The organism is Nitrospirota bacterium, from assembly GCA_023229435.1.
Lineage (GTDB): Bacteria > Nitrospirota > UBA9217 > UBA9217 > UBA9217 > JALNZF01.
The window spans coordinates 283,491-299,944 of the sequence record JALNZF010000001.1; the positions used below are offsets into that span (position 1 = coordinate 283,491).

20 protein-coding genes are annotated in these 16,454 nt (G+C 51.3%); 8 read left to right on the top strand and 12 right to left on the bottom strand.

Going from position 1 to position 16,454, the window contains the following annotated elements:
- The first annotated feature begins 69 nt into the window (after positions 1-69).
- The 4 genes from infC (at position 70) to M0R70_01225 (ending at position 3,345) form a co-directional block, all read left to right on the top strand.
- Entirely contained in the window at positions 70-573 is a 504-nt protein-coding gene (gene infC, locus M0R70_01210; protein MCK9417978.1) for a translation initiation factor IF-3, read from the top strand.
- A 98-nt stretch (positions 574-671) separates the two neighbouring features.
- A complete protein-coding gene (gene rpmI / locus M0R70_01215; GenBank protein MCK9417979.1) occupies positions 672-917 on the top strand; it encodes a 50S ribosomal protein L35 in 246 nt (81 codons plus the stop codon).
- Between the two features lie 156 nt (positions 918-1,073).
- Positions 1,074-1,427, top strand: a complete 354-nt coding sequence (gene rplT / locus M0R70_01220) for a 50S ribosomal protein L20 (protein ID MCK9417980.1) — start codon at positions 1,074-1,076, stop codon at positions 1,425-1,427.
- A 94-nt stretch (positions 1,428-1,521) separates the two neighbouring features.
- Positions 1,522-3,345, top strand: coding sequence for an N-acetylmuramoyl-L-alanine amidase (locus M0R70_01225; protein MCK9417981.1), 1,824 nt, complete (start codon positions 1,522-1,524; stop codon positions 3,343-3,345).
- A 167-nt stretch (positions 3,346-3,512) separates the two neighbouring features.
- Here M0R70_01225 and prfB read toward each other — a convergent pair.
- A protein-coding gene (gene prfB / locus M0R70_01230) for a peptide chain release factor 2 (protein MCK9417982.1) occupies positions 3,513-4,629 on the bottom strand; the annotation gives its coding sequence in 2 pieces (ribosomal slippage) (positions 3,513-4,556 and positions 4,558-4,629; 1,116 coding nt in all).
- A 340-nt stretch (positions 4,630-4,969) separates the two neighbouring features.
- On the opposite strand from prfB, the gene M0R70_01235 reads away from it, so the two are divergent.
- From M0R70_01235 to truA, 4 genes are all read left to right on the top strand, one after another.
- Complete coding sequence (locus M0R70_01235; protein ID MCK9417983.1) at positions 4,970-6,136, top strand: branched-chain amino acid ABC transporter permease; 1,167 nt, start codon at positions 4,970-4,972, stop codon at positions 6,134-6,136.
- 21 nt (positions 6,137-6,157) lie between these two features.
- The gene (locus M0R70_01240) at positions 6,158-6,931 is read left to right on the top strand and encodes an ABC transporter ATP-binding protein (GenBank protein ID MCK9417984.1); all 774 of its coding nucleotides are present in this window, start codon (positions 6,158-6,160) and stop codon (positions 6,929-6,931) included.
- Positions 6,932-7,101: 170 nt separating this feature from the next.
- Complete coding sequence (locus M0R70_01245) at positions 7,102-7,803, top strand: ABC transporter ATP-binding protein (GenBank protein ID MCK9417985.1); 702 nt, start codon at positions 7,102-7,104, stop codon at positions 7,801-7,803.
- A gap of 25 nt (positions 7,804-7,828) precedes the next feature.
- On the top strand, positions 7,829-8,620 hold the full coding sequence (gene truA, locus M0R70_01250; protein ID MCK9417986.1) for a tRNA pseudouridine(38-40) synthase TruA: 792 nt from the start codon (positions 7,829-7,831) through the stop codon (positions 8,618-8,620).
- Between the two features lie 93 nt (positions 8,621-8,713).
- Here the strand turns inward: truA and M0R70_01255 are convergent, their stop codons facing one another.
- From M0R70_01255 to M0R70_01305, 11 genes are all read right to left on the bottom strand, one after another.
- Complete coding sequence (locus tag M0R70_01255; protein MCK9417987.1) at positions 8,714-9,340, bottom strand: cytochrome c3 family protein; 627 nt, start codon at positions 9,338-9,340, stop codon at positions 8,714-8,716.
- Between the two features lie 21 nt (positions 9,341-9,361).
- Positions 9,362-10,117, bottom strand: a complete 756-nt coding sequence (locus M0R70_01260) for a 4Fe-4S dicluster domain-containing protein (protein ID MCK9417988.1) — start codon at positions 10,115-10,117, stop codon at positions 9,362-9,364.
- Between the two features lie 24 nt (positions 10,118-10,141).
- Complete coding sequence (gene nrfD / locus M0R70_01265; protein ID MCK9417989.1) at positions 10,142-11,401, bottom strand: polysulfide reductase NrfD; 1,260 nt, start codon at positions 11,399-11,401, stop codon at positions 10,142-10,144.
- Positions 11,402-11,782: 381 nt separating this feature from the next.
- Positions 11,783-12,112 (bottom strand): hypothetical protein, encoded by a 330-nt coding sequence (locus tag M0R70_01270; GenBank protein ID MCK9417990.1) that lies wholly within the window; start codon positions 12,110-12,112, stop codon positions 11,783-11,785.
- Positions 12,113-12,156: 44 nt separating this feature from the next.
- On the bottom strand, positions 12,157-12,516 hold the full coding sequence (locus tag M0R70_01275; protein ID MCK9417991.1) for a hypothetical protein: 360 nt from the start codon (positions 12,514-12,516) through the stop codon (positions 12,157-12,159).
- A 68-nt stretch (positions 12,517-12,584) separates the two neighbouring features.
- Positions 12,585-12,929, bottom strand: coding sequence for a hypothetical protein (locus M0R70_01280; protein ID MCK9417992.1), 345 nt, complete (start codon positions 12,927-12,929; stop codon positions 12,585-12,587).
- Between the two features lie 198 nt (positions 12,930-13,127).
- Positions 13,128-13,790: an ABC transporter ATP-binding protein gene (locus M0R70_01285; GenBank protein ID MCK9417993.1), complete on the bottom strand. Its 663-nt coding sequence runs from the start codon at positions 13,788-13,790 to the stop codon at positions 13,128-13,130.
- Complete coding sequence (locus M0R70_01290) at positions 13,787-14,185, bottom strand: DUF4418 family protein (GenBank protein ID MCK9417994.1); 399 nt, start codon at positions 14,183-14,185, stop codon at positions 13,787-13,789. The genes M0R70_01285 and M0R70_01290 overlap by 4 nt, the downstream gene beginning before the upstream one ends.
- A gap of 2 nt (positions 14,186-14,187) precedes the next feature.
- Positions 14,188-14,592 (bottom strand): nitrous oxide reductase accessory protein NosL, encoded by a 405-nt coding sequence (locus tag M0R70_01295; GenBank protein ID MCK9417995.1) that lies wholly within the window; start codon positions 14,590-14,592, stop codon positions 14,188-14,190.
- 3 nt (positions 14,593-14,595) lie between these two features.
- Entirely contained in the window at positions 14,596-15,192 is a 597-nt protein-coding gene (locus tag M0R70_01300) for a tetratricopeptide repeat protein (protein ID MCK9417996.1), read from the bottom strand.
- Complete coding sequence (locus M0R70_01305; GenBank protein MCK9417997.1) at positions 15,189-16,385, bottom strand: FtsX-like permease family protein; 1,197 nt, start codon at positions 16,383-16,385, stop codon at positions 15,189-15,191. The genes M0R70_01300 and M0R70_01305 overlap by 4 nt, the downstream gene beginning before the upstream one ends.
- Between the last annotated feature and the right edge of the window lie 69 nt (positions 16,386-16,454).

Genomic DNA, 16,454 nt, shown 5'->3' on the forward strand with positions numbered 1-16,454 from the left:
GTAATTTTCCGCAAGGCGGGATCAAGGGGGTGATTGTTTATCAGTAAAATTACGACAAGAATCAATTTTATGATCAAGGTGAAAGACGTCCGCGTTATTTCCGCGGAAGGCGAACAGCTCGGGATCCTCGATACCCGTGAGGCGATCAAAAGGGCTGAAGAGGCCGGGCTTGACCTGGTGGAAGTAGCGCCCACGGCAAAGCCTCCGGTTTGCCGTATCATGGATTTCGGTAAATATAAATACGAGATCGCCAAAAAGGCACATGAGTCCAAGAAACACCAGAGCGTCATCGTCGTTAAAGAGATCAAGATGAGGCCCCGTACTGACGACCATGATGTGCAGTTCAAGACAAACAACATCAAGCGCTTTCTTGAAGAAGGCAACAAGGTCAAGGTGACCGTCATGTTCCGCGGCCGGGAGATGGCCCACACGACGCACGGCAGGGCATTGCTGGACCGCATCCTGGCCGATCTGCAGAACGATGCCGCCGTGGAACAATCTCCTCGCATGGAAGGCAGAAATATGACGATGATGCTTGGGGCCAAGATAAAGGAAGCGGTGGCAAAAAAATAGTTCTCAGCGATGAACATTACGTGATGCCGCGGAAGAATGTTTTTCCGTTGTTGCTATACAGGAAGCAGCAGAACCTGATATCTCGGAGGGGGAAAGAAATGGCAAAGTCAAAAGCCAAGGTCAAGGCAAAGATAAAGACAAAGATAAAATTGAAGACCAGGAAGAGCACGGCCAAGAGAATGAAGATCACGGGCACGGGCAAGGTCATGAGACGCAAGGGATGGAAGGGCCATCTGTTGTCAGGCAAGAACGCCACGCGAAGGAGACGGCTTTCCGGCGCGGTGGAGCTTACCAAGGATAATCTGGAGAATGCCAGACAGATGCTTCCGTACGGTGTTAAATAAATAATCAGAAGACAGAAGACTGTCTATCAGACAACAGACGAAAGAGAACAGATGGTCAGACGGCAGGCCATGGATACAAACGGTAGTGCTTTCATGATAAACAAGAATATCTGCATATCTGACGTCTGAAGGTCTGGATTTAAGGAGGAAGATAAAATGCCGAGAGCTAAAGGCGGCCCCAAGACGAGGGCCCGAAGAAAAAGAGTACTTGACCTTGCAGAAGGCTACTGGGGAGCAAAATCGAAACTGTTCCGCAGTGCCACCGAACAAGTGGACCGTTCGCTTAAGTATGCGTATCGTGACCGGAAGGCACGGAAACGGGATTTCCGCAGACTCTGGATCGCGCGCATCAACGCCGCGTCCAGGCTGAACGGGGTGACGTACAGCAGGTTCATCGCCGGCCTGACGAAGTCCGGTGTGGCGCTGGACCGTAAGATCCTTTCGGACCTCGCGATCACGGACCCGACGGGTTTTGCGAAGCTTGTCGAGATGGCCAAGGCAGCATCATAAGGAAGTTCGCTTCGTGACGTTACAGGCCCCGGATACCGGGGCCTTTTTTTGTTGACATATCCCCGCAATTCGGTTAAATAACATCAGGAAAACTATGATGAAATGCGGCCGTTCCTGTATCGCGGCCTTCATGGCTTGCGCCTTTCTACTGATCATTACCGCACCTGCATACTCGTCCTATAATTCCGTGGCCGGGCAGAAGTATAATATCGCCCACCAGCGCCTGGAAAGTCTCAGAAAATCCAAAAATAAAATGAAGTATCGGTCCTATTGGGTGGACTGCATCAGGACCTTTGAACTCGTGGAAAAAAAATATCCCAAAAGCCCGAGTGCGGGGGACGCCTGTTTTGATAAAGCCGGGATCTATCAAGAACTCCATCAGTACAATAAGTTTTCGAAGGATGTCGGAGAAGCCATTCAACTCTACGCGGCGTGCCAGTCCAGGTATGCCGCGCATGCCAGGGCGCCTGAAGCGCTTTATCATGTCATCGAACTGTCTCTGAAGTATAAGAAAGACAACGATCTTGCGAAGGAAACCTATGCGAAACTGTCCAAGTCCTATCCGGACAGTTCCTGGACCGATAAGGCAAAGACGCAACTCGGCCTCGTCGTAAGAACGGTTCGGAAGAAAGGCCGGCAGGAAACGATAATACGAAAGATGCCCGTGCCGGTAATAGCGGCCATTGGCAAGGGACAGCCCGCTGGTGTGGTGCACGGTATAAGATACTGGTCGGGCGGCGCGTATACCCGCATTGTCATCGATCAGGATAAACCGCTCAAGTTTCAGGCCCATGAACTCAAAAAACCGGACCGCCTGGTCTTTGATCTTCTGGACACGCAGCTGGCGGCTTCAGTTGAAAAAGATCCGCTGCCCGTGAATGACGGGATCCTGAAGCAGGTCCGGTCGAGCCAGTATAGACCGGATATCGTACGGATAGTTCTCGATCTTGCGAGTATCAAGAGCTACTATGCCTTTCCGCTCCATGATCCCGAACGTCTGGTGATCGACATTACGGGTGAGGGCGGCAAGATGTCCGTAGCCGATCCATCAACCGCAGTGTCGGGTTCTCGCCATAACGAAGAATTTGCAGCAGATGCAAGTCCCCGGGCAAAAGTCGAGCCGCAGAACCCCATTACTACGCTTCCCTCAAAGACGCATGATGGCAAAAATTATGCCGACGATTCGCTTTCCCTGTCCCGTCAACTCGGGCTTAAGATAAAGACCATTGCCATCGACGCCGGACACGGTGGTCATGACCCTGGAGCCTTGGGCAAAATGGGCCTGAAGGAAAAGACCATTACCCTCGATATCGCAAAGAGGCTGGCAACTCTGGTCAAGGAGGGCCTCGGGTGCACGGTGGTCATGACCCGGGACAAAGATGTGTTCATCCCGCTCGAGCAGAGGCCATTCATTGCAAAATCCAAGGGCGCGGACCTTTTCGTTTCCATCCACGTGAATGCAAGCCGGAAGCGCAAGGTACGCGGGATAGAGACGTACATACAGAGCCTCAGGGCATCGGACCGCGATGCCATGGCGACGGCCGCGCGCGAGAACTCCATGTCAACCAAGCGGTTGAGTGAACTGAAATCGGAATTGGACAGGATCTTTGCCGACTTGGCCAAGGATGATAAATTGGAGGAATCTCTCCAACTGGCGCATGCGGTGCAGGGATCTCTTGTGGACACCATGAAGCCGATAAAGGGGCATGTCGTAAACCTGGGCGTTAAGCGCGCTTTTTTCTACGTGCTGATCAACACGGAGATGCCGAGCATTCTCGCCGAAGTGGGATTTATCAGCAATATCGAGGAAGAAAAGCTTCTTAAAACAGAGGAGTATCGGCAAAGCATTGCTGAGGCGTTGTACCAGGGCGTGAAAAAGTATGTTGAGGCGCGGTCTCCCCAGATGATGGGGATTTGATGCCAGTGCGGCGTTTCGAGTGCGGAGTGCGGAATATGAAAAGTGCCTAAAGTATATTAAAGTGCTCTTAAGTGCACTAAAGTGAGCACTCCCAATTTTAGGCATTTTAGTCACTTTATGAATTTTAGTCACTGTTCTTCGTTCGAATTATCGTCACTTTAAAGCACTTAGACCCTGAACCCTGCTCCTGCTCCCGCGATCAAATAGGCATCGATGAACTGGTTGAGATCCCCATCCATTACGGCGGTCACGTTTCCGGTCTCCGCGCCCGTGCGGTGGTCCTTCACCAGCTGATACGGCTGGAACACGTAAGACCTGATCTGACTTCCCCAGGCAATGTCCTTCTTCTCGCTTACCAGCTTGCCGAGCTTCTCATCATGCTCTTTCTTCCTCAGCTCATACAGCCGCGAACGAAGCACCTTCATCGCCACGTTCTTGTTCTTGAGCTGCGATCTCTCGTTCTGGCACTGCACCACGATGTTCGTGGGCAGGTGGGTGATCCGCACGGCCGAATCGGTCTTGTTCACGTGCTGGCCGCCGGCGCTCGATGAGCGATAGGTATCGATTCGGAGTTCCTTTTCATCGATAACGATATCAATATCGTCCTCGACCTCGGGGTATACGTAGACCGAGGCAAAGGATGTGTGCCTGCGCTTGTTCGTGTCAAAGGGTGAGATGCGAACGAGACGATGAACGCCGGCCTCCGCCTTCACCTTCCCGTAGGCGTAACTGCCTGAGACCGTGAAGGTGACGGACTTGACGCCTGCCTCTTCGCCGTTCTGGTAATCGAGGATATCGGTCTTATAGCCCTGCGACTCTGCCCAGCGCAGATACATGCGCATCAGCATCTCGGCCCAGTCCTGGGCCTCGGTACCGCCCGCGCCGGGGTGGATCGAGACGATGGCGTTGGTCATGTCCTGTTCGCCCGAGAGGAGCGCCGCGATCTCCGCAGCCGAGATGTCCTTCTGGATGGATTCGATCTCGCGCTCCAGGTCAGCGCGCATGGCCTCGCCTCCTTCTTCCGCCGCGAGCTCCGCCATGGCTTCGAGATCGTGAAACCGTGTCGAGAGCGAGTTCCAGTCTTTGAGCGAGCGCTCAAGCATGACCTTATCCTTCATGAGCGCGTTTGCTTTGTCTTTATTGTCCCAGAATCCCGAGGCTTCCATCAGGTGGGTAAGTTCGGTCAGTTTTGCTTCCTTGGCAGGGGTGTCAAAGATGCCTCCGCAGGGTCTCTATCCTGTTCTTGACTGCGATAAGCTTCAGTTTCAGGTCTTCCAAAAGCATGTACATCTCCATTCACATTATTAATCTGAAATCGAGCAGATTATACCATAGAGAAAATGAACAATCAAAGACAAATAACAAAATCTATGATACTTGGCAACCGCTCATGACGTCAGGTTCACGGTTCAAGGTTCATGGTCTAGGCTGAATAAACAACGTCAAAACTCTGAACTCATTATCCGCAATTTTGAAATTCTTTCATCGATGACCGACTCTTCAAATAGTTCGATCTTCAACGCTTTCCAACCTTGAACCGTGAACCTGGAACTTTGAACATGAGTAGTTACGTTTAACAATTCGTTGAAATCCCGCCATTTTTATGAGATAATCGCATCTCGTTATGGCCAACCTGCGTACTGCTCGATATAATTATCTCAATCTCTTTCTGATACCTGTCTGGGTTGGGCTGCTTGCGCTGCCTTTTACCGGCATCAGCAGCGCATTTCGCGTTTCAGCATCGGCCATTCTTGTAATGCTTCTCTGGAGGGTGCTCAGGATCGATTCGGTCATGGCTGTCCGTAACGCGGTCGCTGAAAGGCTCTCAAAAGCAATTGCGGCCTTTCCTCCGATCTCCCGATATGCGTCCGTTCCGCTGACCTACGTGTTCATCGTAGTTTTCGTGATCATCCTTCCTCTTTTCCTGAATGATTATTATCGCGACATCATGACACTGACAGGCATGTACATTGTTCTTGCCCTTGGTTTGAACATCGTGGTAGGGCAGGCGGGACTGCTGAATCTGGGATACGTCGCGTTCTACGCGATCGGCGCCTATACCTATGCTATCCTTTCGACAACCTTCGGGCTTCCATTCTGGTACGGACTTGTTGCCGGAGGATTCGTGGCCGCGGTATTCGCGGTCGTTCTCGGTTTGCCGACCTTGCGTTTGCGAGGCGACTATTTTGCGATCGTCACCCTGGGGCTCGGTGAGATAACCCGCATCATCCTGAACAACTGGGACAGTATGACCGGCGGTCCGAACGGCATCTCGAAGATCGGCAGACCCATTATCGCCGGATACGAGCTCCACACAACCCTGGATTTCTATTATCTCATTACCGTGATCGTGATCATTACCGTATTCGCCATGCACCGGCTTATCGCGTCTCGCATCGGCCGGGCATGGGTGGCGATCCGCGAAGACGAGGTTGCCGCGGAGGCCATGGGGGTCAATACCTATCGGATGAAATTGCTCGCTTTTGTGCTGGGATCGGCATGGGCCGGCATCGTCGGGGTTTTTTTCTCTGCCAAGATGGCCTTTGTCTCGCCGGAGAGTTTCACGTTCTTTGAATCGGTCATGATTCTCTGCATGGTTGTCCTGGGCGGCATGGGGAGCATCCCCGGGATCATCCTCGGCGCGCTTCTCCTGATCACGATCCCCGAGATCTTCAGGGAGTTCCAGGATTACCGGATGCTTGCGTTCGGGATAGCGCTTGTCCTGATGATGGTGTTCAGACCGCAGGGGCTTTTGGGAGCGGTGAAAAATAAGGTTAGATCGTCCGGATAGTTTAAAAGGCTTAAAAGGATCATGTTATTATTTGAAACTAAAAATCTGGCCAAGCACTTCGGCGGGCTCAGGGCTCTCGATGGGATCAACATGCGTGTTGAACGCGAGAGGATCGTGAGCATCATCGGACCGAACGGGGCGGGGAAAACCACGTTCTTCAATTGCATCACCGGCATGTTCCAGCCTACCATGGGAAAGGCCATATTTTGCGATCGGGACATCACGGGTATGTCGCCCCACGATATAACGTCCATGGGAATTGCGCGTACGTTTCAGAACATCCGTCTTTTCAGCGGGATGAGCGTGGTCGAGAACGTCATGGTGGCGGCACACTGCCGCACACGTGCCGGGGTGTTCGGTGCGATCATCAGGCCCCGGCGGGTAATAAAAGAGGAACGGGACATGGAGTACCGGGCCGTGGATATTTTGAAATTCGTGGGGCTCGATGCAAAGTATGATTCTCTTGCGACGAACCTCTCTTATGGGGAGCAGCGGCGGCTGGAGATCGCCCGGGCGCTTGGGACCGAACCGCACCTCTTGCTCCTTGATGAACCTGCCGCCGGGATGAACCCGCTGGAAACGATGGACCTGATGACGTTGATCCGGAAGATCCGTGATAACGGTGTGGCAATCCTCCTGATCGAACATGACATGAAGGTCGTAATGGGAATCTCGGACCGGGTGGTTGTGCTCGACCACGGTGTTAAAATTGCCGAAGGCCTGCCGAAAGATATTCAGCAGAACACGGATGTGATTGAGGCGTATCTCGGCAAGGAGAGTCTGCATCATGCTTGACGACTTCGTCAAAAGTCCATCTGCGGCGTTGCGCGGCGTCCTTCGTCACTGCGGCGTACGGAAAAGTACGCCTCATTCCTCAGTACTTGCGCGCCTTGCACCTGGAGCTTTTTACTTTGTCGTCTATCCTCCATGCTGCCTTCGTGCTGCGGCGCATCTCGGTGGCGTGTATGCTTGAGCTGCGTGAGGTGACCGTCTCCTATGGAATGATCGATGCTCTTAAAGGCATCAGCCTGAGGGTGGAGCGAGGGGAGATCGTAGCGCTGATCGGGGCGAACGGAGCAGGCAAGTCAACGACCTTGATGTCCATCTCCGGGGTTGCCGCACTTCGGTCGGGCATCATCCTGTATGACAATTCGGAGCTGTCGGGCCGTCCCGCGCATGAGATCGTGCAATTGGGGATCTCGCAAGTGCCTGAGGGAAGGCGCATCTTCGCGAGGATGACGGTGCGCGAGAATCTGGAAATGGGCGCGTATATCAGGGACAAACAGGAGCTTGCCAATGACCTCTCGCGGGTATTCGAGATATTTCCCACTCTTGCTGACAGGAATAAACAGCTCGGCGGCACGCTCTCCGGAGGCGAACAGCAGATGCTCGCCATCGGCAGGGCGCTCATGTCCCGTCCCAAGCTTCTTCTTCTTGACGAACCATCGCTGGGTCTCGCCCCCATCATCGTGAGCAGGATATTCAAGATCATCTCAGAGATCAACCAGCAGGGGACGACCATCCTCCTCGTGGAACAGAACGCAAAGGCAGCGCTTCGGCTCGCGCACCGGGCGTACGTTATGGAGACAGGAACAATCGTGCTCCAGGGACAGGCATCGATGCTTGAAAAAGACCCCGGGATCAAAAAAGCGTATCTGGGAGAGTAACCGAGTGCGGAATGGTGAATGCGGAATGAAACGAAACATCAAACTTATCCTTGAATACGATGGCACGAATTATCATGGCTGGCAGTCGCAGGCGGCAAGCGGGACGGCTACAATCCAGGAGACCCTCGAAAACGCCATCAAGGATCTCACGAAAGAAACTACCGTTACCTGTTCCTCGGGAAGGACCGATGCAGGAGTGCATGCCTTTGGACATGTCGCTCATTTTACAACAACAAAGAGCATGCCTCCGGAAGCCTGGGCTCCGGCCTTAAATCGTTTACTGCCGCATGATATCAGGATTTTGTCATCCGAAGAGGTGCCGGCGGAATTTCATGCACGATTCAGTGCTTCTGGAAAAACCTACAAGTACATCATACTGAACCGGCATGCGCCTTCCGCTCTGTATCGGAACCGCGCCTGGCATATCGACCGCAAGCTCAATCTGAGCGCTATTAGGCGTGGGGCCGCGTTCCTTGTCGGCAAACATGATTTTTCATCATTTCGGGGTGCGGGGTGCGGAGCGAAGACGCCTGTCCGGACCATCACCTCTGTCTCAATCAGGAAAAGAGCCGAGGTTGTCGAGATTTTGGTGGAGGCGGATGCCTTTCTTATGTATATGGCGCGTAACATTGTCGGTACTCTTGTGGAAGTGGGACTCGGCAGGTTTAAAGCCGAAGAAGTAAAAGAGATACTTGATTCAAAGGACCGGAAGAGGGCAGGCAGGACGGCACCGCCGCAGGGACTTTATCTCGTGGAGGTTTATTACCGGAAAAAGAAGGAGCGAACAGCAAAGACGCGAAGGCCGCAGAGCGGTTAATATCTGCAGTTCATATAGTGTGCCCGGTATTGAAGGGTCAGGTGACATGAACAGAAAAGGGACCGGAGTTTTCCGGTCCCTTTTCTGTCTGAACTACTGGGCATGACATTTGGCGCATTCCGTGATGTCGGTGGCAATCTTGCCGTTATGGCACTTGCCGCAGAAACCGCCCGAATACATGGAGTCCATCTTCATCTTGCTGCCGCCTTTTTTCAGGGCGAACAGGCCGGCATGGCAGTCTTTACAGGAGAATGATTGTAAATGTGACTCGTGGCTGAACGTGACCGCCCCGGTGTCCTTGAGCTTGTACACGAAAGTCTTCGGCGCACGTGAAACTTTGGGAGAAGGGTTCTTTTTCTCCTTCTCCAGAGCAGCGTCATATTCCTTTACGCCGCCATGGCAGCGGGCGCATTGCGTATTGGAAGCAAAGGCGATTTTGCCGTCATGGCAGGCTCCGCAATATTTCCCCTTATACAGCGAATTCATGGTGAAGTCGGTTTTCTCCTGCGCGGCCAAAGCCTGCATGTCAAAGAGTTTCATGTGGCACATATCGCAGGTGAGCCCCAGTTCATCCGCGTGCAGTTTGTGGCTGAACAGAACTGATTTCAGCGGTTTTGTATAATAGATCTCTCCTCCTCCGCTGTCTGCAAACGCCGGTCCGGCAATCATCATAACCATCATTACACTACTGAACAGCAGGGAAAGTCGCACTTGATTCATAGATCACCTTTCTGAACGGGATTATCCCTTCATGTAAAAGACGTTCGGGAATGCGCCGACCTCGGGACGTAAGACCCACACCGGCGTCTCGAGCTGATGTATGAGCTTGTAGACATCGCTGGTCGTATCCGACAGATCTCCGAAGATGCGCACGCCGGCCGGGCACGCTGCGGCACACGCGGTCAGTTTCTCACCTTTGGAAAGACGGGTGTCGATGCAGAAGTTGCATTTGTCGATGGCGTGCTTCTCTTCATTGAAATACCGCGCGTCATAGGGACATGCCTGCATGCAGGACTTGCAGCCGATGCATTTATCATAATCCATCATGACGATGCCGTTTGTTTTGTCTTTCGTGGTCGCTTTCGTCGGGCAGGCCCGTACGCACGGCGGATTGTTGCAGTGGTTGCACAGCACCGGGATGAATTCCCGTTTCCTTCCGATGGCATCGGGAACGTCCCGCTCGAATATTCTCGTCCGATAGCCGTAGTCCGGTACTTCGTTGGTCAATTTGCACGCCTCCACGCACCGTTCGCAATCAATGCAGCGGGACTGGCGCAGAACCATGCTGTAATGCGGCTTATACGGATATTTTTCCGTCATTTCGTCAGATGAGGCGAAAACCCGGTCGATAGTCGACACCGCGGAGAAGATGGTACCGCCTGCAAATACCCCGGTTATGACCAGTCCGATCTTCAGGAACTCCCTCCGCTCCATCGGTGATACAGAAGCCAGGCCCTCGTTTTTCAAATCGTCAAGATTTATTTTCAGTTTCTTCATAATAGACTCATCTCCGTTCAGATCTTAATGGATCTCGCTCTTATGTCCCTGGAATACCTTCTCCCCAAGAATAAACGTCGTTATCGTCATAGCCAAGCCCATCAGAACGATGAGGATCTCATGAAAGGACGGCATATAGGGAAGAAGACCCTTGTATTCATTTACCCCTAATTCATGAAACTGCGGTACGACCTGGCCAAGGACGATCAGATCATAGCGCATGAAGAAAATCCCGAATATCATCATCGACGTGGCCAGAAACATGGAGTTCAAATTCTGCCACCGGGAAGTCAGGAGAATGATGAAGGGGATAACGAGTCCGACGCCCATTTCAAGTACCCAGAAATTGAACGCATACGGCCCGGTAAGCATGGCCTTCAACACCTCGATCTTTCCAGGACCGCCCGCAAAGCCGGTAATGATCTTCCATATGATCATGAAAAGCACCATTGCAATCATGAGCGTACAGAGCTTGGCGACGACTTCCATGGAGCGCACCATCGGCCGATCCATTTTCTCATTAGTGATTTTATGCCCCAGCCAGGTGAAGAAGATGATTGCAGCGCATCCTGACATCAGCGCGGAGGCAATGAAGTAGATCGGCAGGAACGGACCATACCAGTATTCCCTGCCGTGAAGCATGCCAAAAATGGCCCCGAGATTGCTGTGAGCGATGATGCCGGAAATCAGCCCCGCGAGGCCCGCATAGGTGGCATACTGATGGTTATCCAGTTGCAAAAAAATGAATTCGACTATCATAAAGACCATGTACGCGCCGTAAAGCGTACCCATCCACCAGATATTGGATGTCAGTCCGGGAGAAAGCACATTATAGATAGCCATCCGGAAGGGGTTCTCGATCTCAAAGGCAATGATGGTGAATCCGGCCATGATGGTCACAATAGAAAGAAAGACGGCCCGTTTTGCGATCGGCATAAAGTCTTTCACGCCGAAAACATGTCCTATGGATGAGACAATGCAAAGGCCGGTGGAGGTCACCACGAAGAAAACATAGGTCGAAATGAGTATGCCCCAGGAGACTTCCCGGGTCACTCCATAAGCGTGCCGGTACCCGATGCGGACCGCGTCAAATGCCCCCATGGCGCCGGCGTAGATTATCACGAGACCGACTACCAGCACAATGTAGAACGATTTAGTGCCCGATAAAAAACCGACCAGGGTGGTATACCAGTCGGTCAAAAAAGAGGCCTGAAAAGACTCTTTCAGGTCCTTCACCATCTCAGAGGTGTTCTTGGATTTTTTCACATCCTTGGATTCGTTCAACGTGGTTTCTCCTTGACTCGCAGAGGTATTCTAACAGGTGACGCATATTTGTCCGTAAAATACTACTTCCTCGTATCCCTGTTTAGCAAGTCTTTTTTTTGCAAGGGATGCGAGGATGTCCTTGACTCTTTCCTTGCTGTCTTTTACCCCGTTAGAGAAATCCGCAACGCCTATGGCGTGGTACGCATCATTCCTTAGATTGTGGTTCAACGCCACAATCTTATATCGTTAGAAATTGAAGTTCTCTAACGGGGTTTAGGCGGCAGAGAAAGCCCCGTTAGAGAATCTGTGTTTTCTAACGGGGCATTACGTCATTCGTTGGAAATGAAGGTCCCAAACCACCAAAGAAAAGCGTGAGAGAACAGCGTTCTCTCGAAGAGATCAGTGTCCTTTTGCCGGATGGGCGTGCGGTGTCTCCACACTTGCTTTTGAGGTTGCGTCAAATATGAAACCCGCAGTCCAGCCGAGAAAACCCATTCCGGCTATGAAGATCACGGCCGAGGCGAACACGCCGCCTATCATGGAAATCGCCACGATCGCTCTGGAGAGCAACGCCCCTTCCAGCGGCGCTCCGAAAATGAGCCCTGCCAATTTCAGTCCGATCAGCCCGCCAACGAGAGATCCGGAAAGCAAGCCAACCATGACAAAAAGGATAAGCCCTATGCCGGTACCTATATACAATCCCTTTTTTGATGTCTCTATTTTATCCATTGTCTGTTCCTCCTTAATTCCGGATTATGTATTGATTTGGTTTATTAGTTTCCCTTTGTTGTGTGTTGCAGAATAATTTCTTTCTGTACTTCCTTATACGGAGAACTGTCGGAGATCACAATATCACCATACTTGTTCTGGAATGACAACAATTCTTCAAGACTGTTAATATCAACGACCCATTGATTCACTTTTACCTTCTTATCGCTTACAATTATTCCGTTTTCTTCTCGATGATTTTCACCATTATCGATCCAGTTTTTATACCATATTTTCCCTTTGGCTTCTTCAAGGGTCTTAACATCTCTGAAATCCAATGGTGTCAATCCGATTTCATTCGCCTCATTGCAGGGTTTTTTACTCTGTGTAAGAGAAACCGATTTCGTGCTGACGATAAATTTCATGATTGACACTTCTCTCCTTTTTGCAGACGGGATACTTTATTTAATTTTTGTCATGATACACTATTATCCTAATTGCTGTCAACCGTTGCTTCTTTTTTCATTATTTCAACTGTCCTGCCGGAATGAAGAGCATCAATAATATAACCGATACTATAACCGCTTAACCAACCCAGAGATGAAGTAAACATCAGTAAAAATAATCCGGATGCCACGATCCCCGAAAACATGGAGATTCCCACGATCAATCGCGGCAGAAGAGAACTCTCAATCGTTCCGCCAAATACATTCTTCGCAATTTGCACACCGACAGAGCCTCCTATGAATGAGCCAGGGAGCAGACCGCTGATTACAAAGAGAACTAATCCTGCTCCTATGCCCATATATAATCCTGTTTTTGATATAGTTTTTTTCATTTTATTATCCCCCTTTCTATGATATGTATTATGCAGATTATGTGCCATGCCGTAACACGTTGATATTATACAGAATTAAATAGAACTAACGTTGCATGCATGCAAATCATAGATTTAACTTTTGCATTAGTGCAAACGATATCGAGGGATAAAGAGTGATATATATCTATGAAAGGTTAAGCAGGAGAGGTGAAGGGCCTAATTGAGTTGTTCCAGGACGCCCTGTTTCATTCTGAATCGTGTTGAAGCGCGGAGGGCGATCTCTGAACTGTGAGTTACCATTATCATGGTAACATGCTTATCTTTATTGATTTTTTTGAAAAACGCCATGATCTCCGCTTCCGTTTCCTCATCCAGGTCGCCGGTTGGTTCGTCTGCGAGGATGATCTCCGGTCCGTTGATGAACGCTCTGGCAATCGCCACCCGTTGCTGTTCACCGCCCGAGAGCTCAGACGGGTAACGGTCGGACTTGTCGCCGAGTCCTACAAGCTGGAGCAGACCCGCGGCATCGGCTGCTGATTTGCCTTTACCAAAAACGGTTGGAAGGAGGACGTTTTCCGCAGCAGTAAGGGTGGGTAGGAGGCTCGCGAACTGGTACACAAATCCGAACTTCTCATTTCTGAGCTTTGATCGCTCCTTATCATTGCAGTTCCAAAGGTCATGATTATCTATACTGACCGATCCCGTGTCGGGCCGGGCAATGCCGCCGATAAGGCTCAGGAAGGTGCTTTTACCGCTTCCCGAATGTCCCACGATGGAGACGAAATCTCCCTGCTGCACAATAAGATCAAGAGGCTGGACAGCCTTGATGGTTTTTCCTGAAATAGAATAGGTTTTTGAGAGCCCCTTCAGTTCGATCATGAACTTCCTTTCTTTAGAGAGGACCTGGCAATGCTGAAAACAACTCCGATCATGGTAAGGATGCCGATAATGGAGAGAAACCTGACAGCAGGCACCATACCGTAATTACAAGGCATTCTCGGGCTCAGGCAATAACCGAATTTATCGGGAAGCCAGAAGGCAATACCGAACACGATTGTCGAAATAATGGCGCCGACAAGCGGCATCGATGTCGATTTCACAAAGAAGGTAATGGCGGAGACCACTACCAGCACAGCGCCGATGACCTGTTCCGCCTGCGCCGTATCGGAACAATGCATCCGGGAGTAGCCGGCATATTCACAGGCAGGAAGGACATATCTCGGGACCAGGAGAAAGAGTATCCCGCAGACAAGCGCCGTTATCACGACCACCATCTTCACTTCCAGACCTTTGCAGTGCTCTCAAAGTCCATGACATTGCCTGATTGGGCTGCTTGGTTCTTATCTTTAAAGGCCGCAATGCCCCAACCCATGGGAGTGTTGAATTTCTCGGCTGATTTGACATAGAATGCCTTCCGGGCATCGATCCACTCGCCGCTCGTGTAATCCTTGACCTCGATCCTGGCGTCTTGTACGTTCTTTTTCTTGAGATAGGTGAACAGGTCCCCGATATCACAGAAATAGAAGGGTGCATCTCCCCGGGTGATCTTTGAGGCAAATTTTGAATCCATCATGACCATCATCCCGCATTCCGTGCACCTGGTTTCCCTGGCGTGTACGGAAGACAGGGATATCACGATGAGCGCTATGGCAATTCCTATGATCGGCAATCTTTTTTTCACAGCTTATTTCTCCTTTTTGTCGATTTCTTTTTTGAGCGCCGTTGCAACGCCCGCGTCAAATTTGTCAATCTCATGGTACTGGATGAGCGCTTCCGAACGCTTTCCCTTTTTGAGCAGTGCAATACCGAGATTGTACCGGGCGGTCGCGTATCGCGGCCGCAGCGTGATGGCCTTTTGAAGGGTCATGATCTCGTCGTCCGCTCTTCCGACCTTGCCGTACGATATTGCCAGGTTGTTATACAACACCGGGTTTTTAGGGAAGAACGTGATCGCTCTCGTGTAACTCTTGATGGCCTCCTGATACTGTCCGAGCCTGTTATAGGTGTTTCCAAGCTTCACCGAGGCGTATCCCCGCTGCGGGTCGATGGCGATGACCTTGTGAAGGGCATCCGCTTCTTCGCGATACATCGCGGAGCGTTCATAGAGGTCGGCGAGATGATACCAAGCTTCGGGGTCTCCGGGATTTTTGATCGTCTGTGTCTTTACCTCTTCAAAGAGGGTTCTTTCCGTGACCGGTTCTTGTTCCGCGGTTTTTTCAGGTTCTTTGCTGCACGCCATGATCAGCAGGGATGTCATGAGCACCAGTATCAATAATCTCATTCTGAACTCCTTATGGCTTCATAGGGTTCCACGTGCAAAACCGTGAGCGACGGCAGCAGCGCGGCGATGAGGCCTGTTATGATGGATAACAGGAAGGCGCTCGTCGTCAAGGTGATCAGCTCGGGGGCGGAGGGGAAGAGATAGGGGAGTTTAAGGTAATGGAGCATCAGATTCTTGAAGCTGAAGAGTATCCCGTATCCGAGCAGTATCCCCGCTGCACCGCCTGTTGCCGAGAGCAGGGCAGCCTCATTCAAAATAATTGCTGCGATATGCCCTCTGTTCGCCCCCATGGCGCGCAGGATGCCGATCTCCCTTCGTCGCTCATTCACGATCATATAAAAAGCAAATGCCATGATCAGGAGGACGATGAACCAGAGAATAAAGCTGATGACCAGAATAGCCCTGATAAGTCCTGAAAGCTGTTTCCGCACGGTGCTGATGATGGTATCAGAGACCAGCGCCTTGACGCCGCTGATGTCATGTTCGATGCGGATTGCGGCGCGGTCCGGTGTAAAATCGTCTTGTACCTGCACCAGGACGGTGGAGATCTGGTCCCTGCCGATCTCAATGGGTTGAAGAGACCTGGTCTTCGAATTCTCGGCCATCAGGTATGCGGCATCAAGGCTCATGAAGACCGCACGGTCGAAAAAATCCATCCCGGTCGGTTCCATGGTCCCCGCTATCGTGAAGGTCGTTCCGAAAAAGGGTATTTTATCTCCTGTGATCACCGGAACGGACCTGCCGGTGATGATCTCGTTCAGTCCGAGCTTTCGGTTGAGATTCCTCTCAAGCCAGGGCTTGACCGTGAAGTCGGTCTCCGGATCAAAAGCCACGAGGAAGACATCAACATTGAAGCAGCAGGTGAAGCTGGTCGGTTTTACGAACAACTGAGGCGTTGCGCTCTTGACGCCATCGATGGTCCTTACCCGGTCGAGAATGGCCCGGTCCATCAGAAATTGCGTGGGCTCTCCGGAAAGCAATGCCGTTTGGGCCCTATCTTTTGCGCTCTCGGGGACCACAAGGATGTCGGCGCCAAGCCGATAGGTCCCGATCATGAGGGCGTTGTTGATGCTCTTCAAGAACAGCGTTGCCGAAAAAAGTGTACAGGACACCACCGTGACAATGGCGAACAAAAGCCAGGTCCTGGTGAGCTTTCTCCTGAGATTTTTCAAGGCAACCGTGGGTATGTTCATAGTGATATGCGATTATCCCTTCGAGTCCGACTCGTTATTGATAATAGTATAGCTGAAGATACATGGACA